Below are 17,653 nucleotides of genomic sequence, written 5' to 3'. Positions count from 1 at the left end.
TAGCCCAATGCGCTAGACGAACATGGGTGGAGGATAAGATGCACAATCATTACTTTCAGACCGCGAAACCGCTCAATCAACAGCTACAGAACTTGTTAGAGAGAATGCATGTTCATGCGCCCAATATCACGCGAATTTCGTACGCCCGCTACAATCGTGATACGGATATGTTGGTGACCTACGCTGACAGTAAATTCGATCTATGGGGTGAACTGCATCATGAAAAGCGGCTGAGTAAACTAAATGGTCTGAAGAATTCAGCAACGATGGGTATTCCACGCATTGTTGATGATTTAGAAGAAAAAATACGATGTGAGCGCGTCGCGTTTTTACTGCAAAAAGGCTATCGTTCGTCCGCTGCCGTCCCATGTTTTAAAAATCATCAATTTTGTGGTTTTGTGTTTCTTAATGCAAACAAAGCCAAAGCGTTTAATGGTCAGACAATGCTGGCCCTTGCCCCGTATATTGAAATGCTGCAATTTGCCGTTGAGTCCCATAGTCAGGTTGTACATACCATCGTCGATTTTGCGGAACGTTTAAAAACAGTGAGCAATTTATTTAACCGTGATTCTTATTACCATGGCCGAAGAATGCGCGCTTATACAAAAGTTATTGCTGAGTTTGTGGCTGAACAACATCATTTGGATGACGAACAAGTTGAAGCTATCGAGATGTTTGCGCAAATTCATGACATAGGGAAATCCCAGTTACCGGAACAGCAGGTATACAGCACCAATGTATTTGATTCAGACGAATTGATGTCTGCGCGCTCTCATGTTGATAATGGCATTAAAATGATGGAAGAGATTATTTCTTCTGTCGGCAATCCAAATCATCCAAGCATCACTGTTCTCAATCAAATCATGCGTTTCCAATACGAGTTTTTGGATGGCAGCGGTTATCCTTACAGATTTAAACATGATGAGGTACCTTTGGCGGCGAGAATCATTACCGTGGCCAATATTTTTGATGCTATGACAACGCACAAATCGTACCGCCAGGCCTGCTCGGTCACTTCTGCGCTTTTAGAGTTGGAAAAAATGGTGCAAAAAGGAAAGATTGATGCAATGTGTGTCAATGCTTTGCGCTACAAACAAGACTATCTAAAGCAGGTGATCAATAAATTCCCTGAGCCAGAGCCGTGGGGCCTTGATTCGCACTAGAGAGTGAAATTAATCGGCTGCGTTCTCTCATCCATACTGGTACTATTTACTCGGATATATAAAGAGTAATTAACTATGGAAAGAGTAGCGATTTTTGTGGATGTGCAGAACATCTACTATACCGCGAAACAGAGCTATCAAGCCCATTTTGACTACAACAAATTTTGGACCAAAGTCAGCCAAGAGTTTGAGATCATTCAGGCTAATGCCTACGCTATTGCTTCCCCAGATCCGAAACAACGCCAGTTCCATCATATTTTGCGTGGTATTGGTTTTAAGGTTTGTCTAAAACCACTTATTCAACGCAGTGATGGTAGCGCAAAAGGTGATTGGGATGTAGGCATTGCATTAGACGTGTATGAGGCTGCTGCCAATGTCGATCGTGTGATTTTACTTTCTGGTGATGGTGATTTTGAAATGTTGGTAGAAAGAGTGCAGCAACGTTTCAATACAAAGGTAGATGTTTACTCAGTACCTGACCTTACCGCTCAAAACCTAATTGATGTTTGTGACCGTTATATTCCTATCGATCATTCGCTGTTACTGAATAAATAGTTGCGCTAACGCGAAGCGCGTGAGTTATTTGGGTTGCCGTCACTTCCGTATCTCAGCCAATGTACATTGTTGAGATACGGAGGCGAGATGGTTACGCGTCTTGCTGGTTTTCAGCGTCTACAGATACAGCTTCTTGCACTTCGTTAGGCGCTTCGTGCTGCTCTTCTGCTTCCATTTTGGCACGCTCAGCTTTAGAAATGTAGCGCGGCTTATTGCTGTTGTGCAATTTGGCGTTCGCCCTCTTCTGTTTCGCTTTTAATATTTGGTTGATACGCTTTTTACGGTTCATGCGAGCACCCTGAAATTTGTTGGGCGCGAATCATAGCAGGATTTATTGGTAAATGCATGAATTGTGATAGCCCAAATAGCACAGGTTAAATTTTAAGAAGATTTTGTTCTGGTCTTATAACAATCTACTCTAATAAATTTATCAATAACAAATAGATTATTTGCTTCGCGAATCAAATTAACCATTAAAAATCATTCTGTTTTGGCATAAAAGCAGAATTTAGACCAAGTTTTCAGCACTTTGGCATAGGACATGGCAAATGAATGTCATACAAATTTTTTGACGTACACGTGCAATTAATTCTATCACCGAGAGGTCTTCTGTAACGTACTATTTAAATATCAGACGGCAGTGAGGAGTCTGATTTTCGGTAAGCAAAGGAGATAATTATGATTAAATTAGCCAGCATCGCAAGCGTGTTACTTTTCAGCTCAGTCGCCGTGGCGGGATTGAGTGGTCCTTACGCAACCATTATGAAAAACAGCACCATGACGGGTAATGCATATGACTCAAAGCCGGCAGCACTTGAATCCGGACGCAGTATGATCATGAGCGTCAATGAAATGGATTCTATTGAGTTGAGTAAAAACGTTTATTGGAATACTAACGACCAAGTCGACATCAACTCTTTTGAGCTTCTCAACTCACAAGTACAGATTGAAGAAATTGTAACCAGCGAAGGCGCGATTGCTTACCAACCAGTGATCAGCGTGAGCTATGAATATCGTGCGCGTGAGCGCGATTAATTCTGTTTTCGCTAGCAACGAACAGAATACAGCAACGACATCGCACTCATTCTTGATGTGCCTGTAAACTGAAAAAGAAAGCCCCAGTCATTGGACTGGGGCTTGTTTATTTTGATTGCGAGGTTATGCAGCAGACTCGCTCGTCACTAACTCTTGTTCAGCTCGTTCTGCGCTTGCCAGCATCTTACGAATAATGACTGATGATACTAATGCAATTACAACCATTACAACAGCAAGGATAGTCAGCATCTGGAAGTAGTTACCATAAACAGTCTGAACCACTGCTTGTGTAATGACTTGGCCTTTCTCAAGCGCGATTGAGGTTGAGAAAACCGCACCGATGATGCCACTTAATGCCATTGCAATGTAGAACAATGATACTGAGAAGTTCTCAATATGTTTTGGTGCAACTGACAGGATAAACGCAACCACCAAACTACCAACGATCACTTCAGCAAAAGCTTGGAAGAAGTGGATCACAAAGAAGGTTTCTGGTCGGATGATAACGTCTGCGCCAACATTAATTACCGCCATGGTTAGAATACCAAATGCAATTGCGGTAAAGATAAACGCGATACCAATCTTCGTTGCCGTTGATAAAGTGATATTACGTTTCTCTAATTGAGAGAAAGTGTAAGAAATCACTGGGCCAGCAACAATACACCAAAGTGGGTTCATTGCCATTGATGCTTCAGGTGCGATTGGGATAAAGCCAAATAAATCGCCACGCATTGTGTTGATGGTTACCATGGTCATTGAGGTCATCATTTGGCCATAATAAACAAAGAAACAAGTGGTTAGCACGGTCATAATGAGAATTGTCCCCATCTTCAGTGCCGCTGCTTTTCCTGACTTAAACATCAATGAGATGAAGTATAGGATCGCTGCACCACCGATAGCGTAAACAATGTTTTGACCCACATCCATGTTTGAGAACATGAAGAATACTAAGCCAACCATACCCGCAGATAGCGTGATGAATGCTACCCAGTTGGTGAACCCTACAGGCTTTTGGTCAATGTCTGCAGCAACGCCAACAAGTGGTTTTCTGAACATGATCAATGTGATTAGTGCAAGCACTGCCATTACCGCAGATAGGGTAAAACTACCGTGGAAGCCGATCACAAGCACAAACATTGGGAATAGGTATTGACCTAATAGTGCACCAACGTTGTTTACTGAATAGTTTACAGGGTAGCCGTTTTCAAAGTCTTCTTGAGTTTTAAAAGTTCGCTTGTAAAGGCTAGGGTACGATGGTGACATCAGACCACGACCGTAACTCGCTAATGCAATACCCACTAAGCTCATAGGAACATTGGTTGCAGATGAACCAAGGATCAAAAGAAGGTAGCCGACCGTAAAGGTTGCGTAAGAAATGGTAAGTGAGCGGTAAGCGCCCAAAAATTTGTCGGCAATAAAGCCACCCGCGATAGCAAATAGCGGACCGATTGAAGAGAATGCACCGACAACCATCATAGTGTCTGCTTCGCTGTAACCTAGGTCCTCTAGGAAGAAGCGAGTCAGGATTACCATGACACCGTAAAAAGACAAGCCAAACATCATTTGGCAGAACATCATCGACTTGTTGAGCCTATTCCACATAACTTTCTCTCGTGATTTAGTTCGTTTTAACGGAAAGGCGGATGATTATGTCAGAAAAAATTCCTGATGCACGAAATTTCCCCACATTTTAGTAGGATTTTATTCTGAATTAACTGGCAAACGTTTGCTTGGTGGTGTTTTACTCTAGCATGTTATGCATTGTGAGTAGTATTGCTTGGTTTGTGTATAACTCTATGGTGGTAGGTTATCGCGAACTTTAGTAATAAATGGCATTGCATAACAATGCCAACAAAAAACGCGATATTCGATCGTTATTCACAAGGCGGGGCGAGATGAATGAGCGCTAAGCCGCCTAACGAGGTTTCACGATAGTTACGATGCATATCTTTACCCGTCAGATACATGGTTTCTATTACTTTATCTAAGGATATGAGTGTTTTGCTGGTGCGCTTAAGAGCCATGCGAGAAGCATTGATCGCTTTCATTGCACCCATCGCATTACGCTCAATACAAGGCACTTGGACTAGGCCGCCAATTGGGTCACAGGTCATGCCCAGAGAGTGCTCCATAGCAATTTCTGCCGCAATACAGATTTGCTCATTGCTACCGCCTCGAAGCGAGGTGAGCCCTGCTGCAGCCATCGAAGATGAGACGCCAATTTCCCCTTGGCAACCGACTTCTGCACCGGAAATGGAGGCGTTCATTTTATAGAGAATCCCAATGGCTCCGGCGACAGATAAGAAATCGATGAGCTGTTTGGTATCTAGCGGGTGGATAAATTGATCGTAATACATCAAAACCGCAGGGATAACGCCTGCAGCGCCATTGGTTGGTGAGGTAACCACTTGACCGCCTGCGGCATTTTCTTCACTTATCGCAAAAGCGAATAGATTAATCCAATCCATGATCACCATAGGATCAGATTCGAGCTCTTGATTTGACTCTAATTTTTTCTTCAGATTGGGGGCACGACGCGTCACGTTCAGTCCGCCCTCTAAAATACCTTCGGTATCAAACCCACGCTGCATGCAAAGCTGCATCACTTTCCAGATTTGATTCGCTTTTTGTTCTATCTCGTTATCTGAATGAAAACACGCTTCATTTCTAAGTACGAAAGCGCTGAGGCTTAATCCTAGTTTTTCTGCCTCGTCGAGCATTTGCTCCGCGTTGGCAAAATCACAAGGTACCTCAATATGAGTCTCGGACATGCCGTGCAACATTTGTTGCTCGGTTGCGATAAAACCGCCACCAATTGAGTAGTACGTTTGCTTTAAAATGGGCGCTGACTCTGAATCAAAGGCAATGATGGTCATGCCATTTTCGTGAAGTGGTAAATTGTTAAGGTGAAAGAGTAAGTCGGTGTGATAATCAAAATGTATAGTGTGACTTTCAGATAATGGTAGGCGTTTTTGGTCGATTGTCTGCTGTAGTGCATGCTTAGCACTGCCGACTTTTATCGTATCGGGGCGATTACCAAGCAAGCCTAAAATCGTTGCACGATCGGTATGATGTCCTTTGCCTGTTAATGAAAGAGAACCATAAAGGTTAACTTCAATTCTGGTCACGTGTTGCGTAAGGCCGGAATCACTAATTCGCTGGGAGAAATCATAACCTGCGAGCATTGGACCGTTGGTGTGTGAGCTAGACGGCCCAACACCAATTTTGAATATATCGAAGATAGACAGCATGGCATTATCCCAACAATGATGATTCACAATTAAACTATAAACCTAAATAACCTCAAGAAGCGAATTTCGCAGGGAGCGCGAGGGTATCATTACAAAAGGAACGATAGGGCAGTGGAAAATGGAATAAAAGTGGGCACCTCTCAGCTAATATCACGGAAGTGATATTAGTGTTGGGTAAGCGTTTGGTGGATAGCCAGCTAACGGAGGAAAGTCTTTCTAGGGTGAAGACTCTTGTCCAGGAGCTGAAAACTCGCACGTCGAGCTCATATGTGCTGATCTTTTGTGGTGGCCGACTCGAAGGGCAGTTGATCTCAGAAGCGGAAGCGATGTTTCAAGCGTTTGTCACTCATTGGCCTGAATGGGCGAATTACTTACCTCAGACGCAGGTATTGATCGAATCGCGTTCGACGACGACGGTTGAAAATATTGCCAACGCATCCTCAGAATTAATTAAAAGCGGTTTGTGTCAGTCTAGACAGCACGTCAACGTGCGCATGTGTTCCAATGATTACCATATCCAGCGTATTTTTGATATTGAACGACTCATGCCGGAACAAGGGTTACTCAATCGATTGACAGAGCGTGCACGACAAGCTGGGTTGTTTTTGACTGTACCATTAGATGTTTCGCAACACATTACGGTGCCATATCCGTATCAAACACAAGATGGTGAGGCATTTTTGCTGATTGAAAAGCTGACGTATTATCGCATTTACTTGGAAGGTTTGGAGAGCGGTGTGTTTAACCACCAGTTAAAACAAGTGCGTACTGAGCCGATGAGGATAACGCTCGATGCATTGCAACAATTGAAGGCACATCCGCTACTACGACAAGAGTTACCGGTATTAGAACGTTTCGAGCAGATTATTCAACAAACCGATGCGAGCGCCAATTATGCCGATGGCGCTCTGCTCAATGAATATAATCAGCGCTTATTAGACTTAAACCGCCGTTTTGATCCTGAAGGAAAAAAAGTGAGTGCCTAGCAGATATTATTGGTCATCTTTCTCTTGATGATGACGTTCTAGATAATATTCCCATTGCTCCACTTTTTTGCCGTCAGGCAGTACGCAGTAGGTGACGCGTTGGGAATTTTCCGTGATGGTTTCGAGTTTGCCGTCTTGTTGCACGCAGTACACAGCCGCAGGATTGGATGCCATGCTATATTCGGTTTTCTTATATGGTGAGTCATCCATACTGCATGCGGTTAAGCCGCCCAGTGAAACTAGCCCGACTAGCGTAAGAGGTAATCTTGTCATCCTATTTCTCCTTCTATCCTTTACGGCTAAAGAATAGACGAGATTTCATATAATTGCGTAGCAGTTAGATCGGCATTACGCGGTTTCGACCTAATTGTTTCGCTTCATACAACAGATGGTCAGTACGTTCGATGAGTTGCTCGGCGCTTTCATTTTCAATGCGCTCGCTTACGCCAAATGAGGCCGTAATGTTACCCACTTGTTTACCGCTTCTGCGATCTTTAATCGAGAGTTTTTCAACCGCACGACGCAGACTTTCTGCAAACTGCCGGGCAACGCGCATCGCGCGATTTGGGACAATTAGCGCAAACTCCTCACCACCAAAGCGATACGCGATAATACCATCACGACAGCTACTTTGAAGACGACGAGATAATCCACGAATGACCGAATCACCAAACAAATGACCGTAGTTATCATTGTATGTTTTAAAGTGATCGATATCGGCAAGAATCAAACAGAAACTTTGCCCACTTTGGCAAAGAGTTCGAATGTCATTATCAAACGAGCGACGGTTATAAAGTCCAGATAAACTATCGAATAGGGCTTCACGCTGAACCTCAGCTAGTTGGTTTTTAAGCTTGGTGATTTCGCTGCTGGCAGTGGTGAGTTGGCTCGAAAGGAAACTGGTTGAATGACGAATATCTCGTGATTCAGCAACGAGTTGACGTATCACACCCATGACATCGTCGATAGACATGTTTTCATTTTCAACTCGTTCAAGGTTTTTAAAGCTTTTATCAATCATGTCTGAAAACTGCGAAGTATCACTGAGGGTATCACTCATCGAACTGGCGATTTCACCAACAAGAATTTCAATATTGGCACGCAAGTCACTGAGCTTTGTCTCGACTTGTGATGCGACATGGCGCTGATAAAGTTGATCACCAGCAGCTGGTGGGCAAATACCATAACTTTCAATGACGCTTTCAAGCTCATGATTAAGACGAGGAATGCTGTTGTCTACGTAGGTATACCACAAAGCGTAGTTTGCTGGGGTTGCCGCAACATGATTCTTCATCATTAGTGGAACCGCTTTTTTTAAGTTCGCGGTCGACTTTTTAAACACATCTTCAGTCATTTCGTTTGCCAAATTGATATAAGGTCACTGGGGTAATACGGTACCGTTTTCCATGTTAAGTAATGTAACGCTCGACGCGTATTGCTCTCACTCTGTTTAACAGTAAACAAACTACCAACCTTGGTACAGTGTGCATTACAAAGCCGAGCAAGAATTGCGATTTAACTCATTAGTTGCTGATACAATGAGTAATAAGCTAATCAGCAATGTTCTCCCGTTCTTTTGCTATTTGATCGGCTCCTCGCAGCATAGCTTTAATCAAATCACCCGCATTAAATTTTTCTAGTGCTTCATGTGCACCAACTTGATTGGCTCGTTCAAGGCAAATCTCACTGGATAAGGAGGTATGCAAAATAATATACGTGTGGCGAAGTTGCGGACTATTTTGAGTTTCAAAAGCAAGTTCGTAGCCATCGAGTCCAGGCATTTCAATGTCGCTGACCAATAAATCAATGGGTTGGCCGTTATCGGCTGCTTGCCGCATGCACGCAAGTGCTTCTGCCCCATGGGTGCAAATTTTATAGGGGATATTGATGCTATCTAATGCTGTTGCGAGTTGTTTACGCGCAATGCTCGAGTCATCAACCAGTAAAATATTGAGTGCTTTGAGTCGTTCACGTTGTACATCCGTCAAGATGGGGATGCGTGCCGATTCTGAAAGGGGATAGATTTTAGAGAGCAATAATTCTACATCTAACATCTGCACGATGTTATTTTCAAAATTGGTAATCCCGGTAACAAAGACGTTGTGGCCCGCGGTTGACGGTGCGGGTTCGATGGCACGCCAGTCACACTCCATGATCTTCTTGATACTGCGTACCATAAATGCAACGACTGTGCGCAAGCAATCCGTCACAATCAGAAAGCAAGAGTTGTATTCTTCAGGGGCAATAGGGCGAAACCCTATTGCAGCGGGCATATCGATGACTGGGACGTTAAGGTCGCGAATTGTTACCGTGCCAATTACGTGGTGATGTGAGTACGGGATTTGCGTCGTAGGTAAGAAGGGAACGATTTCTCTTACTTTTAAAGTGCCAATTGCAAACAACTGTTGATTGGTTGTTAGGGTAAACATCAACATGCCTTGCGATTGGTTCGCTTTACTCACAATAGCCATTACCTATCCAAAATTTGATACGAAATACAGTCATGGTAGTGCAAATGATTGATTTTTCGTTGAATTAGATCCGACTTTGATAATTGAATCACTTATCAGTCTAACAATGATGAAAAGGTATGATGAAGATCTCAAAATCTTAGTTACAATCGCTATTACAGTAAATTAGGTAATTGCAAACATTATGGCAAATACAGCAGCAGCTCTGCATATTTTGGTAAAGCACAAAGAACAAGCAGAAGACATCATTCAGCAATTGAAGAAGGGTGCGAAGTTTCAAACGTTAGCGAAGAAATACTCAACGTGTCCTTCAGGCAAGCGTGGTGGCGATCTGGGTGAATTCCGTCGCGGTCAAATGGTGCCACAGTTTGATAAAGTGTGTTTTAGCGGTGAAGTATTAACTCCGCATTTAGTGAAAACTAAATTTGGTTGGCACGTTGTGAAGGTATTGTACCGTACGTAGGCTGGCGACTAGCCCAAGTGTCATAAACAAAAAGGTCAAGCATTGCTTGACCTTTTTGTTTATGGGTAGCTCGAGAGCAGACTAAGTGTGTTCGAGAAAATGAAAAATAACCCCATAAATCAAAGTGTCACCATAATTCCTTATGGTGACACCTCATTGGAGATTTAATCGAAGCCTGTCGTTATTTCACTTTAGGTTCTTCAACTAATATAGCTAAAATAAGAGCAATAACCCCGAATGCAATTAGCGTAGAGAAACCGACTGAGGTACCAAATGCGTCAGACAGTGAACCAACTAACTGACCACCTAATGCACCACCAATACCTGCACCGACATATGTTAATCCGATGACTGTACCTTCTTTATCCGTGCCACGAGTGATGATGGTTTGTGCCGTTGTCCAGAGTAAAGACAGACCAACTCCGAAAGCCATAAATATGTAGATCATTTGTTCTGCAAACATAATACCTAGTACTAGTGAGACTAATGCTAGTGTTGAGAAGCACACTAAGGTTTTCGTTTCGCCAAGGTATTGTGTAATGAAGCCGCCGGCGAAGCGGAATGCGGTAAACATGAAACCGAACATCCCAAGCATGCCTGCTGCTTTTGCTGTTTTTTCGGCAGCAGTTAAGCCATCAAAGTCTAGGCCAGAAATGAACATTGGGAAGAAGTTAAAGAATGCAGCCTCCATTGCCACATAGAAAATGAAGAAAGCAAACAGGATAGCGACTTGTTTGTTTTTCAGTACCAACATAGCATCAGCAAATGTTAGCTTTTCAGCATCTGCAGAGTGCTTGATTGATAACCCTGTCATCACAAGCATCATGCAACCGACGATCGCTGCAATGCCGTAGTAGAAGTAACGCCATGATACATCGTTAGTAAATAGTGCATTTAGTGCAAGAGGTGCAACGATAAGGCCAACGCCGAAGAACGCGTTACCAACGTTAAATAACATACTTGCTTGTTGGCTGAACATTTTAGGTATTACGGTACAGATCGCGGTCATCATTGAGCCAATACCTAGACCCACAACCATGTAAAAGCCGAGGAAAAAGGCGGCAGTACTGGCTAGACCTGTCGCAACGAGACCTCCGGCCATTAATGCCGAGCCGACTAACATCATGTATTTGACGCCTTTTTTATCAGCTAGATAGCCAGTAAATAGGGCAGCTAAGGTGAATCCCCATTGGAAGAATGACATCACTGTGCCCAGTAAGGTCAATGAGATATCAATGTCATGTTGTACTTGTTCAAGCACAAGTCCCTTGGTCGTTTGAATCGAGCCCAATAGGAACATTGTCATAAACAATAGGAAGAAGACTTTGGCTCTTTCTGAGGATGTTACTGGTGCAGTAGCGATTGTTTGTGTAGTCATGATTTAAACCTCAACGTTTGTGTTGAATTGACTGACGGCGTCAAATAAGTCATCACCCGCCCAGCCATAGCAGTAATAAAGTAGGGCATTACATTGACTGCTATTCGCAGCTTTAATGGCTTCAAGCAACTCGTTAGGAGGTAAGTTCCACATTTGAATTCCGCTAAAAATATGCGTACCAGGTTGTGATAATTGGCGAACGTGATCGTTCATATCTTTCACGAAGGCGATCGGATAACCTGATTGTTTGAAGTTTTGGTAGCTCAATTGATATGGCATATCGAACCAACTCAGGAAAGCTTGGAACATGCGCTCTTGGTCCGATTCAGTTTTTGCGTAATACTCAATTAAGCCTTGAACATCGGCCCCCCCACCTAATTTATGGTAAGGAAAATGTTTCAATGCTTTTGAATGCTTAGTTAGCTCAGTATAGTTTTGTCCCATCAACCATGAATATTTAGGTGACCACAAATCAAGCCATAAATTGATATTTGGGTTCACTTGTGTAATCTCAGCCGTTAGTTTTTCAACAAAACTGGATACAGATTGTTGTTTAAAGTCAGTCCAACATTTGATGATTTCACTGCTTTTGAATTGGTTTACAAATTCTTGATAGTTACCTGCGTCCAGTAGGGCGGTCACTTCTGTTAGTCGAGTGATCAGTGCCTCTACATTGATGCCTTGTTGTTTCATTTTTAAACAACATTTTTCACAAAAACAACTAAATAGTTGATTCGGGTTGATTTCTTCACCAGCCCAGTCTGGATAACGAATTCGATCGATTAAGAATGTGTTGTAACCGTACTTGGCGTTTATTTGCGTAAATATGGTTTTCCAAAACTCGACTACATCACTACCATTTGGACATATCCAATGCTTTTGGACTTTACCCTTGAAATCTACGACATGGTTGTTGTCCAGATCGCCTGTAAAATCACCATTAAGTACATTTACCCACGGTATGATCGTAAATTCATTTGGATCGATCTCGGCTTTTAATGTGCCAAATACATCTTCGCCATTGAGTACAGAAGAGTCTTTTTTCTGTTGAAGATTACAACCTGTAAAGTCGATATCGACATGTAAGGTTGCATTTCCCATCACAACTTCGTGAACCGGATTATGTGGCAGAATACCGACAGGAACAGGATTACGTTCAAAGATTGTATTTACTTCCGCAAATACATACTTGATGTCGTCCATTTTTCTCAGGCGTGACTTAATAGCATCAACGCCTTCATCGGAAATGTCGTGTGGGTGGATATGAATTCCGTTACTACTCGTGATCATGACAGACCTCATTTCAACTGAATGTTTTTGAGAAAATTGATGGTTGGATGCGCACAAGACATAGCCATAACCGCCATACCAAAAATAGGCGCATTTGATCCCATTTCTGAAAGTTCTAACTGCACAGATGTGTTAGTAAGTGTGTGACGATTGATGATGGCTTGTGTGCGTTCGAGGAAATGTTGGCTATTGGTACATACGCCACCATAAAGAATGATTTTTTCAGGGTTTGCAATAGTAATTGAGTTGATTACGCCGATAGCTAATGAATCTGAGAGTTCTTCGATGAGAGCCTGAGCTAAATGATCACTTTCAATACGGGCAAAAATCTCTGAACAGGATAATGCGTTACCCGTGATTGAGGCGTAGCGTTGTTCAATGCCTGAGCCTGAACAATATGTTTCAAGAGCCCCCTTATTATGCCAGTTGTTATTGAGTTGTTCGCGAGAGAGGATCATGTAGCCGATTTCACCGGCAGCGTTACGATTACCTCGCATCAATTTGCCATCGATGACTAAAGCAGAACCTAGTCCTGTACCAATGCCAATTAGCATTGCACTGCTGACGTTTTTGCACGAACCTGCGCAAATTTCACCAATTAATGCTGCTCGTACATCATTTTCAATAACAACCGGAATTCCTGTGGCAGTGTGCACTTCGTCAACTAAATTAAATCCTTCCCATTCAGGTAAATTAGGTGAACCCTCTAAGATAAACCCTGTTTCATGATTCACGATCCCGGCGGTCGCTATACCGATAGCAGCAATTTTGGTTCTATCTACCTTTAAGTCTGCAATGAAACTCAATATCGTTTGATTAAAGTGAGCCATAAAATCATGACGAGTTTTGGTCTTGAAAGTAGAGATAACCTTCTCATCGATTAGCTCTAAACCAGCATTAAATAAGGCCAACTTAATTTTTGTACCACCCAGATCGATGGACAATGTATAAGCACAATCATGATTAAATTTGAGTGGCGTTCCTTTTCGACCCATTCGGGTTTCTTCGTTGATCAACGAGCTTTCAACGACAAAACCTTCTTGTATTAGCTCTGCAACGATCTCAGAAATGGTTGCTTTGGTAATGTGAGTAATAGCCGCGATTTCTGCGCGAGTGGATAAATTGTGCTCTTTAATCACATTAAGCACAGTGACTTTATTTTGTACTCTCAGGGCTGTAGAGCCTTTCCCAGCAAGGTTATTTAGCATAAGTTTACCTTAAAAACTAAAGTTGCATTTTTTTGAACGCTATTCGCTGCTTTAGTGTGCAAATTGCTTTGTTTTTGTCTGATTTTTACGGAATATAGTTTTTAAGGTGAACTAATAACGTGCAGGACATCACATGTAGATGAAGTAAATGACGCAATTGACTCAAAAATGAGTCATTGGTCGAACTATTTTAGTTGGTAAACGGCAGTTAGTTAATCTTATGAACTATTGGTGGTAGATGCTAATGGACTGAGTTCGTAGTTAGTATGGTTTCTAAACTAGTAAATATAGAGAGGGGAATCACATGGCACTTTCGCTATGTAATGTTTGATATCGCGTGTCTTTAGTGCGAGGAAAGACAGTTTGTGAATCTTGGGATAAATCTATTTCTAAATGAGTACAAGAAGCTGGACGTTAAAGTGGATCTTAGCTTGTATCGTTGTGGGTTAAGCTGAAGCCAAATCGTATATAAAATAAAGGCCAGACTCGGTCTGACCTTTGTATATGGATAAACTAACTTATTGAGATGAGTATAAACAAGCTTCGCCTTCTGGGCGTGTTTTAAAGCGGCGATGAAGCCACATATATTGGCTAGGCGCAGCCATAATCGAGTGTTCGATGGCTTTGTTTATATATGCAGCTGCGTGTGTATCACACTCTTTTGGGTATTCATCAAGGGATGGATGAATCGTTAAAGTGTAGTGATCGTTGCTATCGCGAACCATCGTAAAGGGTACGACGGCACAATCGGAAGCGTTAACCAGTAGGCTCGTTCCTGTTGTCGTGCAGGCGTTTTCTACCGCAAACAGAGGTGCGAAGGTAGAGCGACGACGTCCATAATCATGATCAGGCGCATACCAAACGCGTTCACCAGTACTCAAGGCATGAATCATTTTCTTTACGTCTTTACGATCGATGAGCGTTCGGTTTGAACGTGAGCGACCTTTATATTGAAAATAATCAAAACATGGGTTGTTGTTTGGACGATACACTCCCATGCCTGACTTATGAATACCAAACGCGCGGGCACCTAGTTCAAGGTTCATAGAATGCACGGCAAGCATCATTGCGCCTTTACCTTGCTTTTCTAACTCGTCTAGTTGTTCCATACCAACGATGGTTACGTGTTTATTTACTCGGCGGTCAGACCAAAACCAAGCCATGGCGGTTTCAAATAATGCGATACCAGTATTGTCGATGTTATCAGCGATCAAACGATCTTTTTCTTGCGAATCCATTAGGGAAACACAAATCTAAATTGCGGCGGATGGTATTAGTTCGTTTTTCATTCGCCCCAAAACCAAACGGCCAATCCGCTTACCAAGGGCAAGCTGAAGTTTAAATGGCAGTAAGCTAAGTGCATACATCAGTGCGATGAGTAGCAAGGTTCCCCAATAGTTTGGAAGGAGAAATTGCCATTTAAAAACCGGAGTGGTTCGTGTCATTTGTTAAATTAATATGTCAAAGGTGCTGCAGTCTATATGGAAGTGGGGAGAACAACAAACGAATAATTCGTTGCAGCGCAAATAATGCGTGTTATTAATTGTTATTGCGGTACACATATGCATTAAGCGATTGTTTTGCAATGGTGTATCTGTGCAGAGCGAGCAAGAGCAGCGTACCAGAATTTGACGGAGAAGCTGCTCTGGTAGAAGAGAGTATGTGTTAGTATGCTCCAGCGGAATAATGTAGCTCGTAGCTATGGCTGTATATTTCGATGATGTTACCAAACGGGTCTTCCATATAAATCATGCGATATGGCTTTTCCCCAGGGTAATAATAACGAGGGGCTTTCATTCGTTTCTTCCCTCCCGCAGCGACAATTTTCTCCGCCAATCCCTCTACATCTGGATCTTGTACGCAAAAGTGGAAGACGCCCGTTTTCCAGTATTCAAAATTGTCTTCTGGATTTTGCTGGTTCTTAAACTCAAATATTTCAACGCCGATGCGGTCTCCGGTCGAAAGATGCGCGATTTTAAATCGCTCCCAGCCAGCACCGAATACATCAGTGCACATTTCTCCAATGGCTGAGTCGTCTTCGGTAATTTCAGTCGGTGCCATAATCAGATACCAGCCCATGACTTCAGTGTAGAATTTCACCGCAGCGTCTAAATCTGGAACGGATAGGCCAATATGGCTGAAAGAACGAGGATAAGTATGGTTAGTATTGGGAGGGGTGATCATATTGCATTTCTCCATTAATGCGACGTAACGAGAGGGCTGTAGACCCTCGATTTGTATACGCCGCTAAAATGGCAATGATCAGCGGTTTTCCTCGAGTAGTAAGTTTCGTTTAAGTTCGAGTGCCATGATTTCTTTACGCAGTTCCTCATATGCCAAGGGATCTTCTAATTTTTCGAGGGCTTCTTTTTTTGCGCTGATTTGTTTCATAATTTCTACAACAGGTGGTAAACAGTTGGCGTCTTTTAGAATTTTCATACCAAGGCGATGTTCTGCAGGTGTTCTAAAGTATTCTTCAAGCACTATATGTGTGATTTATACATGGCCTAGAGAGACGTGTTGAGCAATACGTTATGAGTTAGTTATAGTTAACCGTGTAATGAACTTGAATAAAATCATTAGCAAATGCGGTTGCTTTGGCTTGTTCAAGTTTGATATCTCGAGCAGTTTTACCAAAGAGTGGTACGCCTTCTCCTAGAAGGATTGGGGCTTTGGTAATGAGCATTTCATTAATCAGTTGCAGGTTAATAAAGGCTTGAATGGTTTTGCCTCCATCAATGTAAGCATGCTTGTGCCCTTGGCTTTCGAGCGTTGCCATGAGTGAGTGCAAATCACCGGAATAAAGCTCGACTTTATCTTTCATATTGTCTGGTGCATGTTTTAAAGTGTTGCTCAAAACGATGATGCGCATATCTCCATAAGGCCATTGTTCAGGAGTTAGGTTCATGTTGGAGATTACCTCCATACATTTTCTGCCCATGATCAAGCAATCTTGAGAGGCGATAAAGCTAGACCATCCCATATCAGCGTGTTCACCCATATCCACGTCAGTCTTTCCTGCGGTATGAAGCCAATCGACACTGCCGTCGGTTTTTGCGATAAAGCCATCTACGCTGGTGGCGATATATACGGTACATTTCATCGTTTTATCTCTTCGTTGTACGCCAGACATCGCATGTGTTTGGCTTATCATTTGAGTATAAGTTATAATAATTCTACACTGTAGAAATTATTAATAAGTCTAGCGAGGCCATGAAATGACTGTCAAGCAGAAAAAGCGAGGCCGCCCCCGCACACATGAGGGGCAACTCAGCGCGAAAAATATCATGGAGATGGCTAAAGCCATGATGAGAGAAGAAGGAAAAGTACCCAGTATCCGTAAGCTAGCGTCAAATTTAGATGTCGATGCGATGGCGATTTATTATTACTTTGAAAACAAAAGCTGCTTGTTGGAAGCGATGACGACTTCGCTAATCGAAGAGGTTTATCAACCTAATGGCGAACAAGATTGGAAACTGGAGCTTAGGCTACTTTGTACGAGTTACTTAACTTTGCTCTCTAACTATTCTGGTTTGTTAGAAACGTTATTGAATATGAGCGCGGAAAGCCCAGCAAACGTGTTTATGCAGCGTTTTAGTCTCATCATTGAACCCCTCAAGCTTAATAAAATCGCTGAACAAAATGCCCTTGATTTATTGGTGGATTATTTGCACGGATTTGCGTTAGCAATGAGGTGCAATAACGGTGAGAGCCCGCTGGAGTTTGATATGTTGGATGGGCCGCTGGCGCTTTATTGTTTGGGGTTAGAGCATGTGCGCGTTAGAGATAAACAAACTCAAATCAGTGATGTTACGATGAATGCGCATCTTTGAAATGACTGCCGAAGCTTAGT

Annotated in this window: 18 protein-coding genes and 1 pseudogene; 6 read left to right on the top strand and 13 right to left on the bottom strand. The window is 42.6% G+C overall.

Annotated features, from left to right (window positions below; translation table 11 throughout):
• The first annotated feature begins 38 nt into the window (after positions 1 to 38).
• Together Vt282_RS18035 and Vt282_RS18030 are read left to right on the top strand one after the other, a co-directional pair.
• Positions 39 to 1,163, top strand: a complete 1,125-nt coding sequence (locus tag Vt282_RS18035) for an HD-GYP domain-containing protein (RefSeq protein WP_162064288.1) — start codon at positions 39 to 41, stop codon at positions 1,161 to 1,163.
• 75 nt (positions 1,164 to 1,238) lie between these two features.
• Complete coding sequence (locus Vt282_RS18030; protein ID WP_162064287.1) at positions 1,239 to 1,718, top strand: LabA-like NYN domain-containing protein; 480 nt, start codon at positions 1,239 to 1,241, stop codon at positions 1,716 to 1,718.
• 91 nt (positions 1,719 to 1,809) lie between these two features.
• On the opposite strand, the gene Vt282_RS18025 is transcribed toward Vt282_RS18030, so the two are convergent.
• On the bottom strand, positions 1,810 to 2,007 hold the full coding sequence (locus Vt282_RS18025) for a DUF2986 domain-containing protein (RefSeq protein WP_162064286.1): 198 nt from the start codon (positions 2,005 to 2,007) through the stop codon (positions 1,810 to 1,812).
• Between the two features lie 389 nt (positions 2,008 to 2,396).
• Here Vt282_RS18025 and Vt282_RS18020 point away from each other — a divergent pair, with 389 nt between their 5' ends.
• Complete coding sequence (locus Vt282_RS18020; RefSeq protein WP_162064285.1) at positions 2,397 to 2,753, top strand: DUF3316 domain-containing protein; 357 nt, start codon at positions 2,397 to 2,399, stop codon at positions 2,751 to 2,753.
• Between the two features lie 123 nt (positions 2,754 to 2,876).
• Here the strand turns inward: Vt282_RS18020 and Vt282_RS18015 are convergent, their stop codons facing one another.
• Positions 2,877 to 4,355 carry a peptide MFS transporter gene (locus tag Vt282_RS18015; RefSeq protein ID WP_162064284.1) on the bottom strand — a complete coding sequence of 493 codons (1,479 nt, stop codon included), beginning with the start codon at positions 4,353 to 4,355 and terminating at the stop codon, positions 2,877 to 2,879.
• A 272-nt stretch (positions 4,356 to 4,627) separates the two neighbouring features.
• Positions 4,628 to 6,004 (bottom strand): L-serine ammonia-lyase, encoded by a 1,377-nt coding sequence (locus Vt282_RS18010; protein WP_162064283.1) that lies wholly within the window; start codon positions 6,002 to 6,004, stop codon positions 4,628 to 4,630.
• A 158-nt stretch (positions 6,005 to 6,162) separates the two neighbouring features.
• Here Vt282_RS18010 and Vt282_RS18005 point away from each other — a divergent pair, with 158 nt between their 5' ends.
• Positions 6,163 to 6,990 (top strand): YdcF family protein, encoded by an 828-nt coding sequence (locus Vt282_RS18005; protein WP_332057968.1) that lies wholly within the window; start codon positions 6,163 to 6,165, stop codon positions 6,988 to 6,990.
• Positions 6,991 to 6,996: 6 nt separating this feature from the next.
• On the opposite strand, the gene Vt282_RS18000 is transcribed toward Vt282_RS18005, so the two are convergent.
• The 3 genes from Vt282_RS18000 to Vt282_RS17990 form a co-directional block, all read right to left on the bottom strand.
• On the bottom strand, positions 6,997 to 7,263 hold the full coding sequence (locus Vt282_RS18000; RefSeq protein WP_162048298.1) for a putative hemolysin: 267 nt from the start codon (positions 7,261 to 7,263) through the stop codon (positions 6,997 to 6,999).
• Between the two features lie 64 nt (positions 7,264 to 7,327).
• A complete protein-coding gene (locus Vt282_RS17995) occupies positions 7,328 to 8,344 on the bottom strand; it encodes a GGDEF domain-containing protein (protein WP_162064281.1) in 1,017 nt (338 codons plus the stop codon).
• A 196-nt stretch (positions 8,345 to 8,540) separates the two neighbouring features.
• Positions 8,541 to 9,461 (bottom strand): chemotaxis protein, encoded by a 921-nt coding sequence (locus tag Vt282_RS17990; RefSeq protein WP_162048296.1) that lies wholly within the window; start codon positions 9,459 to 9,461, stop codon positions 8,541 to 8,543.
• Positions 9,462 to 9,645: 184 nt separating this feature from the next.
• Here Vt282_RS17990 and ppiC point away from each other — a divergent pair, with 184 nt between their 5' ends.
• Positions 9,646 to 9,924, top strand: coding sequence for a peptidylprolyl isomerase PpiC (gene ppiC / locus Vt282_RS17985; protein WP_005433507.1), 279 nt, complete (start codon positions 9,646 to 9,648; stop codon positions 9,922 to 9,924).
• Between the two features lie 181 nt (positions 9,925 to 10,105).
• Here ppiC and Vt282_RS17980 read toward each other — a convergent pair whose 3' ends face one another.
• From Vt282_RS17980 to Vt282_RS17950, 7 genes and pseudogenes are all read right to left on the bottom strand, one after another.
• Positions 10,106 to 11,302, bottom strand: a complete 1,197-nt coding sequence (locus Vt282_RS17980; protein ID WP_162048295.1) for an MFS transporter — start codon at positions 11,300 to 11,302, stop codon at positions 10,106 to 10,108.
• A gap of 3 nt (positions 11,303 to 11,305) precedes the next feature.
• Positions 11,306 to 12,592, bottom strand: coding sequence for a hypothetical protein (locus tag Vt282_RS17975; RefSeq protein ID WP_162064280.1), 1,287 nt, complete (start codon positions 12,590 to 12,592; stop codon positions 11,306 to 11,308).
• A gap of 8 nt (positions 12,593 to 12,600) precedes the next feature.
• Entirely contained in the window at positions 12,601 to 13,800 is a 1,200-nt protein-coding gene (locus Vt282_RS17970) for an ROK family transcriptional regulator (protein WP_162064279.1), read from the bottom strand.
• Positions 13,801 to 14,318: 518 nt separating this feature from the next.
• A pseudogene (gene lpxL, locus Vt282_RS17965) lies at positions 14,319 to 15,245 on the bottom strand (LpxL/LpxP family Kdo(2)-lipid IV(A) lauroyl/palmitoleoyl acyltransferase).
• A 220-nt stretch (positions 15,246 to 15,465) separates the two neighbouring features.
• Positions 15,466 to 15,984 (bottom strand): lactoylglutathione lyase family protein, encoded by a 519-nt coding sequence (locus Vt282_RS17960; protein WP_162048292.1) that lies wholly within the window; start codon positions 15,982 to 15,984, stop codon positions 15,466 to 15,468.
• A 78-nt stretch (positions 15,985 to 16,062) separates the two neighbouring features.
• Entirely contained in the window at positions 16,063 to 16,284 is a 222-nt protein-coding gene (locus Vt282_RS17955) for a DnaJ family domain-containing protein (protein WP_232055198.1), read from the bottom strand.
• A 55-nt stretch (positions 16,285 to 16,339) separates the two neighbouring features.
• Positions 16,340 to 16,903, bottom strand: a complete 564-nt coding sequence (locus Vt282_RS17950) for a dihydrofolate reductase family protein (RefSeq protein WP_162064278.1) — start codon at positions 16,901 to 16,903, stop codon at positions 16,340 to 16,342.
• Between the two features lie 115 nt (positions 16,904 to 17,018).
• On the opposite strand from Vt282_RS17950, the gene Vt282_RS17945 reads away from it, so the two are divergent.
• On the top strand, positions 17,019 to 17,633 hold the full coding sequence (locus Vt282_RS17945) for a TetR/AcrR family transcriptional regulator (protein WP_162064277.1): 615 nt from the start codon (positions 17,019 to 17,021) through the stop codon (positions 17,631 to 17,633).
• Positions 17,634 to 17,653: the final 20 nt, after the last annotated feature.

This window comes from Vibrio taketomensis, from assembly GCF_009938165.1.
GTDB lineage: Bacteria > Pseudomonadota > Gammaproteobacteria > Enterobacterales > Vibrionaceae > Vibrio > Vibrio taketomensis.
This window is presented reverse-complemented; position numbering and strand designations above follow the sequence as displayed.

Coding starts and splice junctions, on each gene's coding strand:
- Vt282_RS18035 (WP_162064288.1), top strand. CDS start 39: ATGCACAATCATTACTTTCAGACCGCGAAACCGCTCAATCAACAGCTA.
- Vt282_RS18030 (WP_162064287.1), top strand. CDS start 1,239: ATGGAAAGAGTAGCGATTTTTGTGGATGTGCAGAACATCTACTATACC.
- Vt282_RS18025 (WP_162064286.1), bottom strand. CDS start 2,007: ATGAACCGTAAAAAGCGTATCAACCAAATATTAAAAGCGAAACAGAAG.
- Vt282_RS18020 (WP_162064285.1), top strand. CDS start 2,397: ATGATTAAATTAGCCAGCATCGCAAGCGTGTTACTTTTCAGCTCAGTC.
- Vt282_RS18015 (WP_162064284.1), bottom strand. CDS start 4,355: ATGTGGAATAGGCTCAACAAGTCGATGATGTTCTGCCAAATGATGTTT.
- Vt282_RS18010 (WP_162064283.1), bottom strand. CDS start 6,004: ATGCTGTCTATCTTCGATATATTCAAAATTGGTGTTGGGCCGTCTAGC.
- Vt282_RS18000 (WP_162048298.1), bottom strand. CDS start 7,263: ATGACAAGATTACCTCTTACGCTAGTCGGGCTAGTTTCACTGGGCGGC.
- Vt282_RS17995 (WP_162064281.1), bottom strand. CDS start 8,344: ATGACTGAAGATGTGTTTAAAAAGTCGACCGCGAACTTAAAAAAAGCG.
- Vt282_RS17990 (WP_162048296.1), bottom strand. CDS start 9,461: ATGGCTATTGTGAGTAAAGCGAACCAATCGCAAGGCATGTTGATGTTT.
- ppiC (WP_005433507.1), top strand. CDS start 9,646: ATGGCAAATACAGCAGCAGCTCTGCATATTTTGGTAAAGCACAAAGAA.
- Vt282_RS17980 (WP_162048295.1), bottom strand. CDS start 11,302: ATGACTACACAAACAATCGCTACTGCACCAGTAACATCCTCAGAAAGA.
- Vt282_RS17975 (WP_162064280.1), bottom strand. CDS start 12,592: ATGATCACGAGTAGTAACGGAATTCATATCCACCCACACGACATTTCC.
- Vt282_RS17970 (WP_162064279.1), bottom strand. CDS start 13,800: ATGCTAAATAACCTTGCTGGGAAAGGCTCTACAGCCCTGAGAGTACAA.
- Vt282_RS17960 (WP_162048292.1), bottom strand. CDS start 15,984: ATGATCACCCCTCCCAATACTAACCATACTTATCCTCGTTCTTTCAGC.
- Vt282_RS17950 (WP_162064278.1), bottom strand. CDS start 16,903: ATGAAATGTACCGTATATATCGCCACCAGCGTAGATGGCTTTATCGCA.
- Vt282_RS17945 (WP_162064277.1), top strand. CDS start 17,019: ATGACTGTCAAGCAGAAAAAGCGAGGCCGCCCCCGCACACATGAGGGG.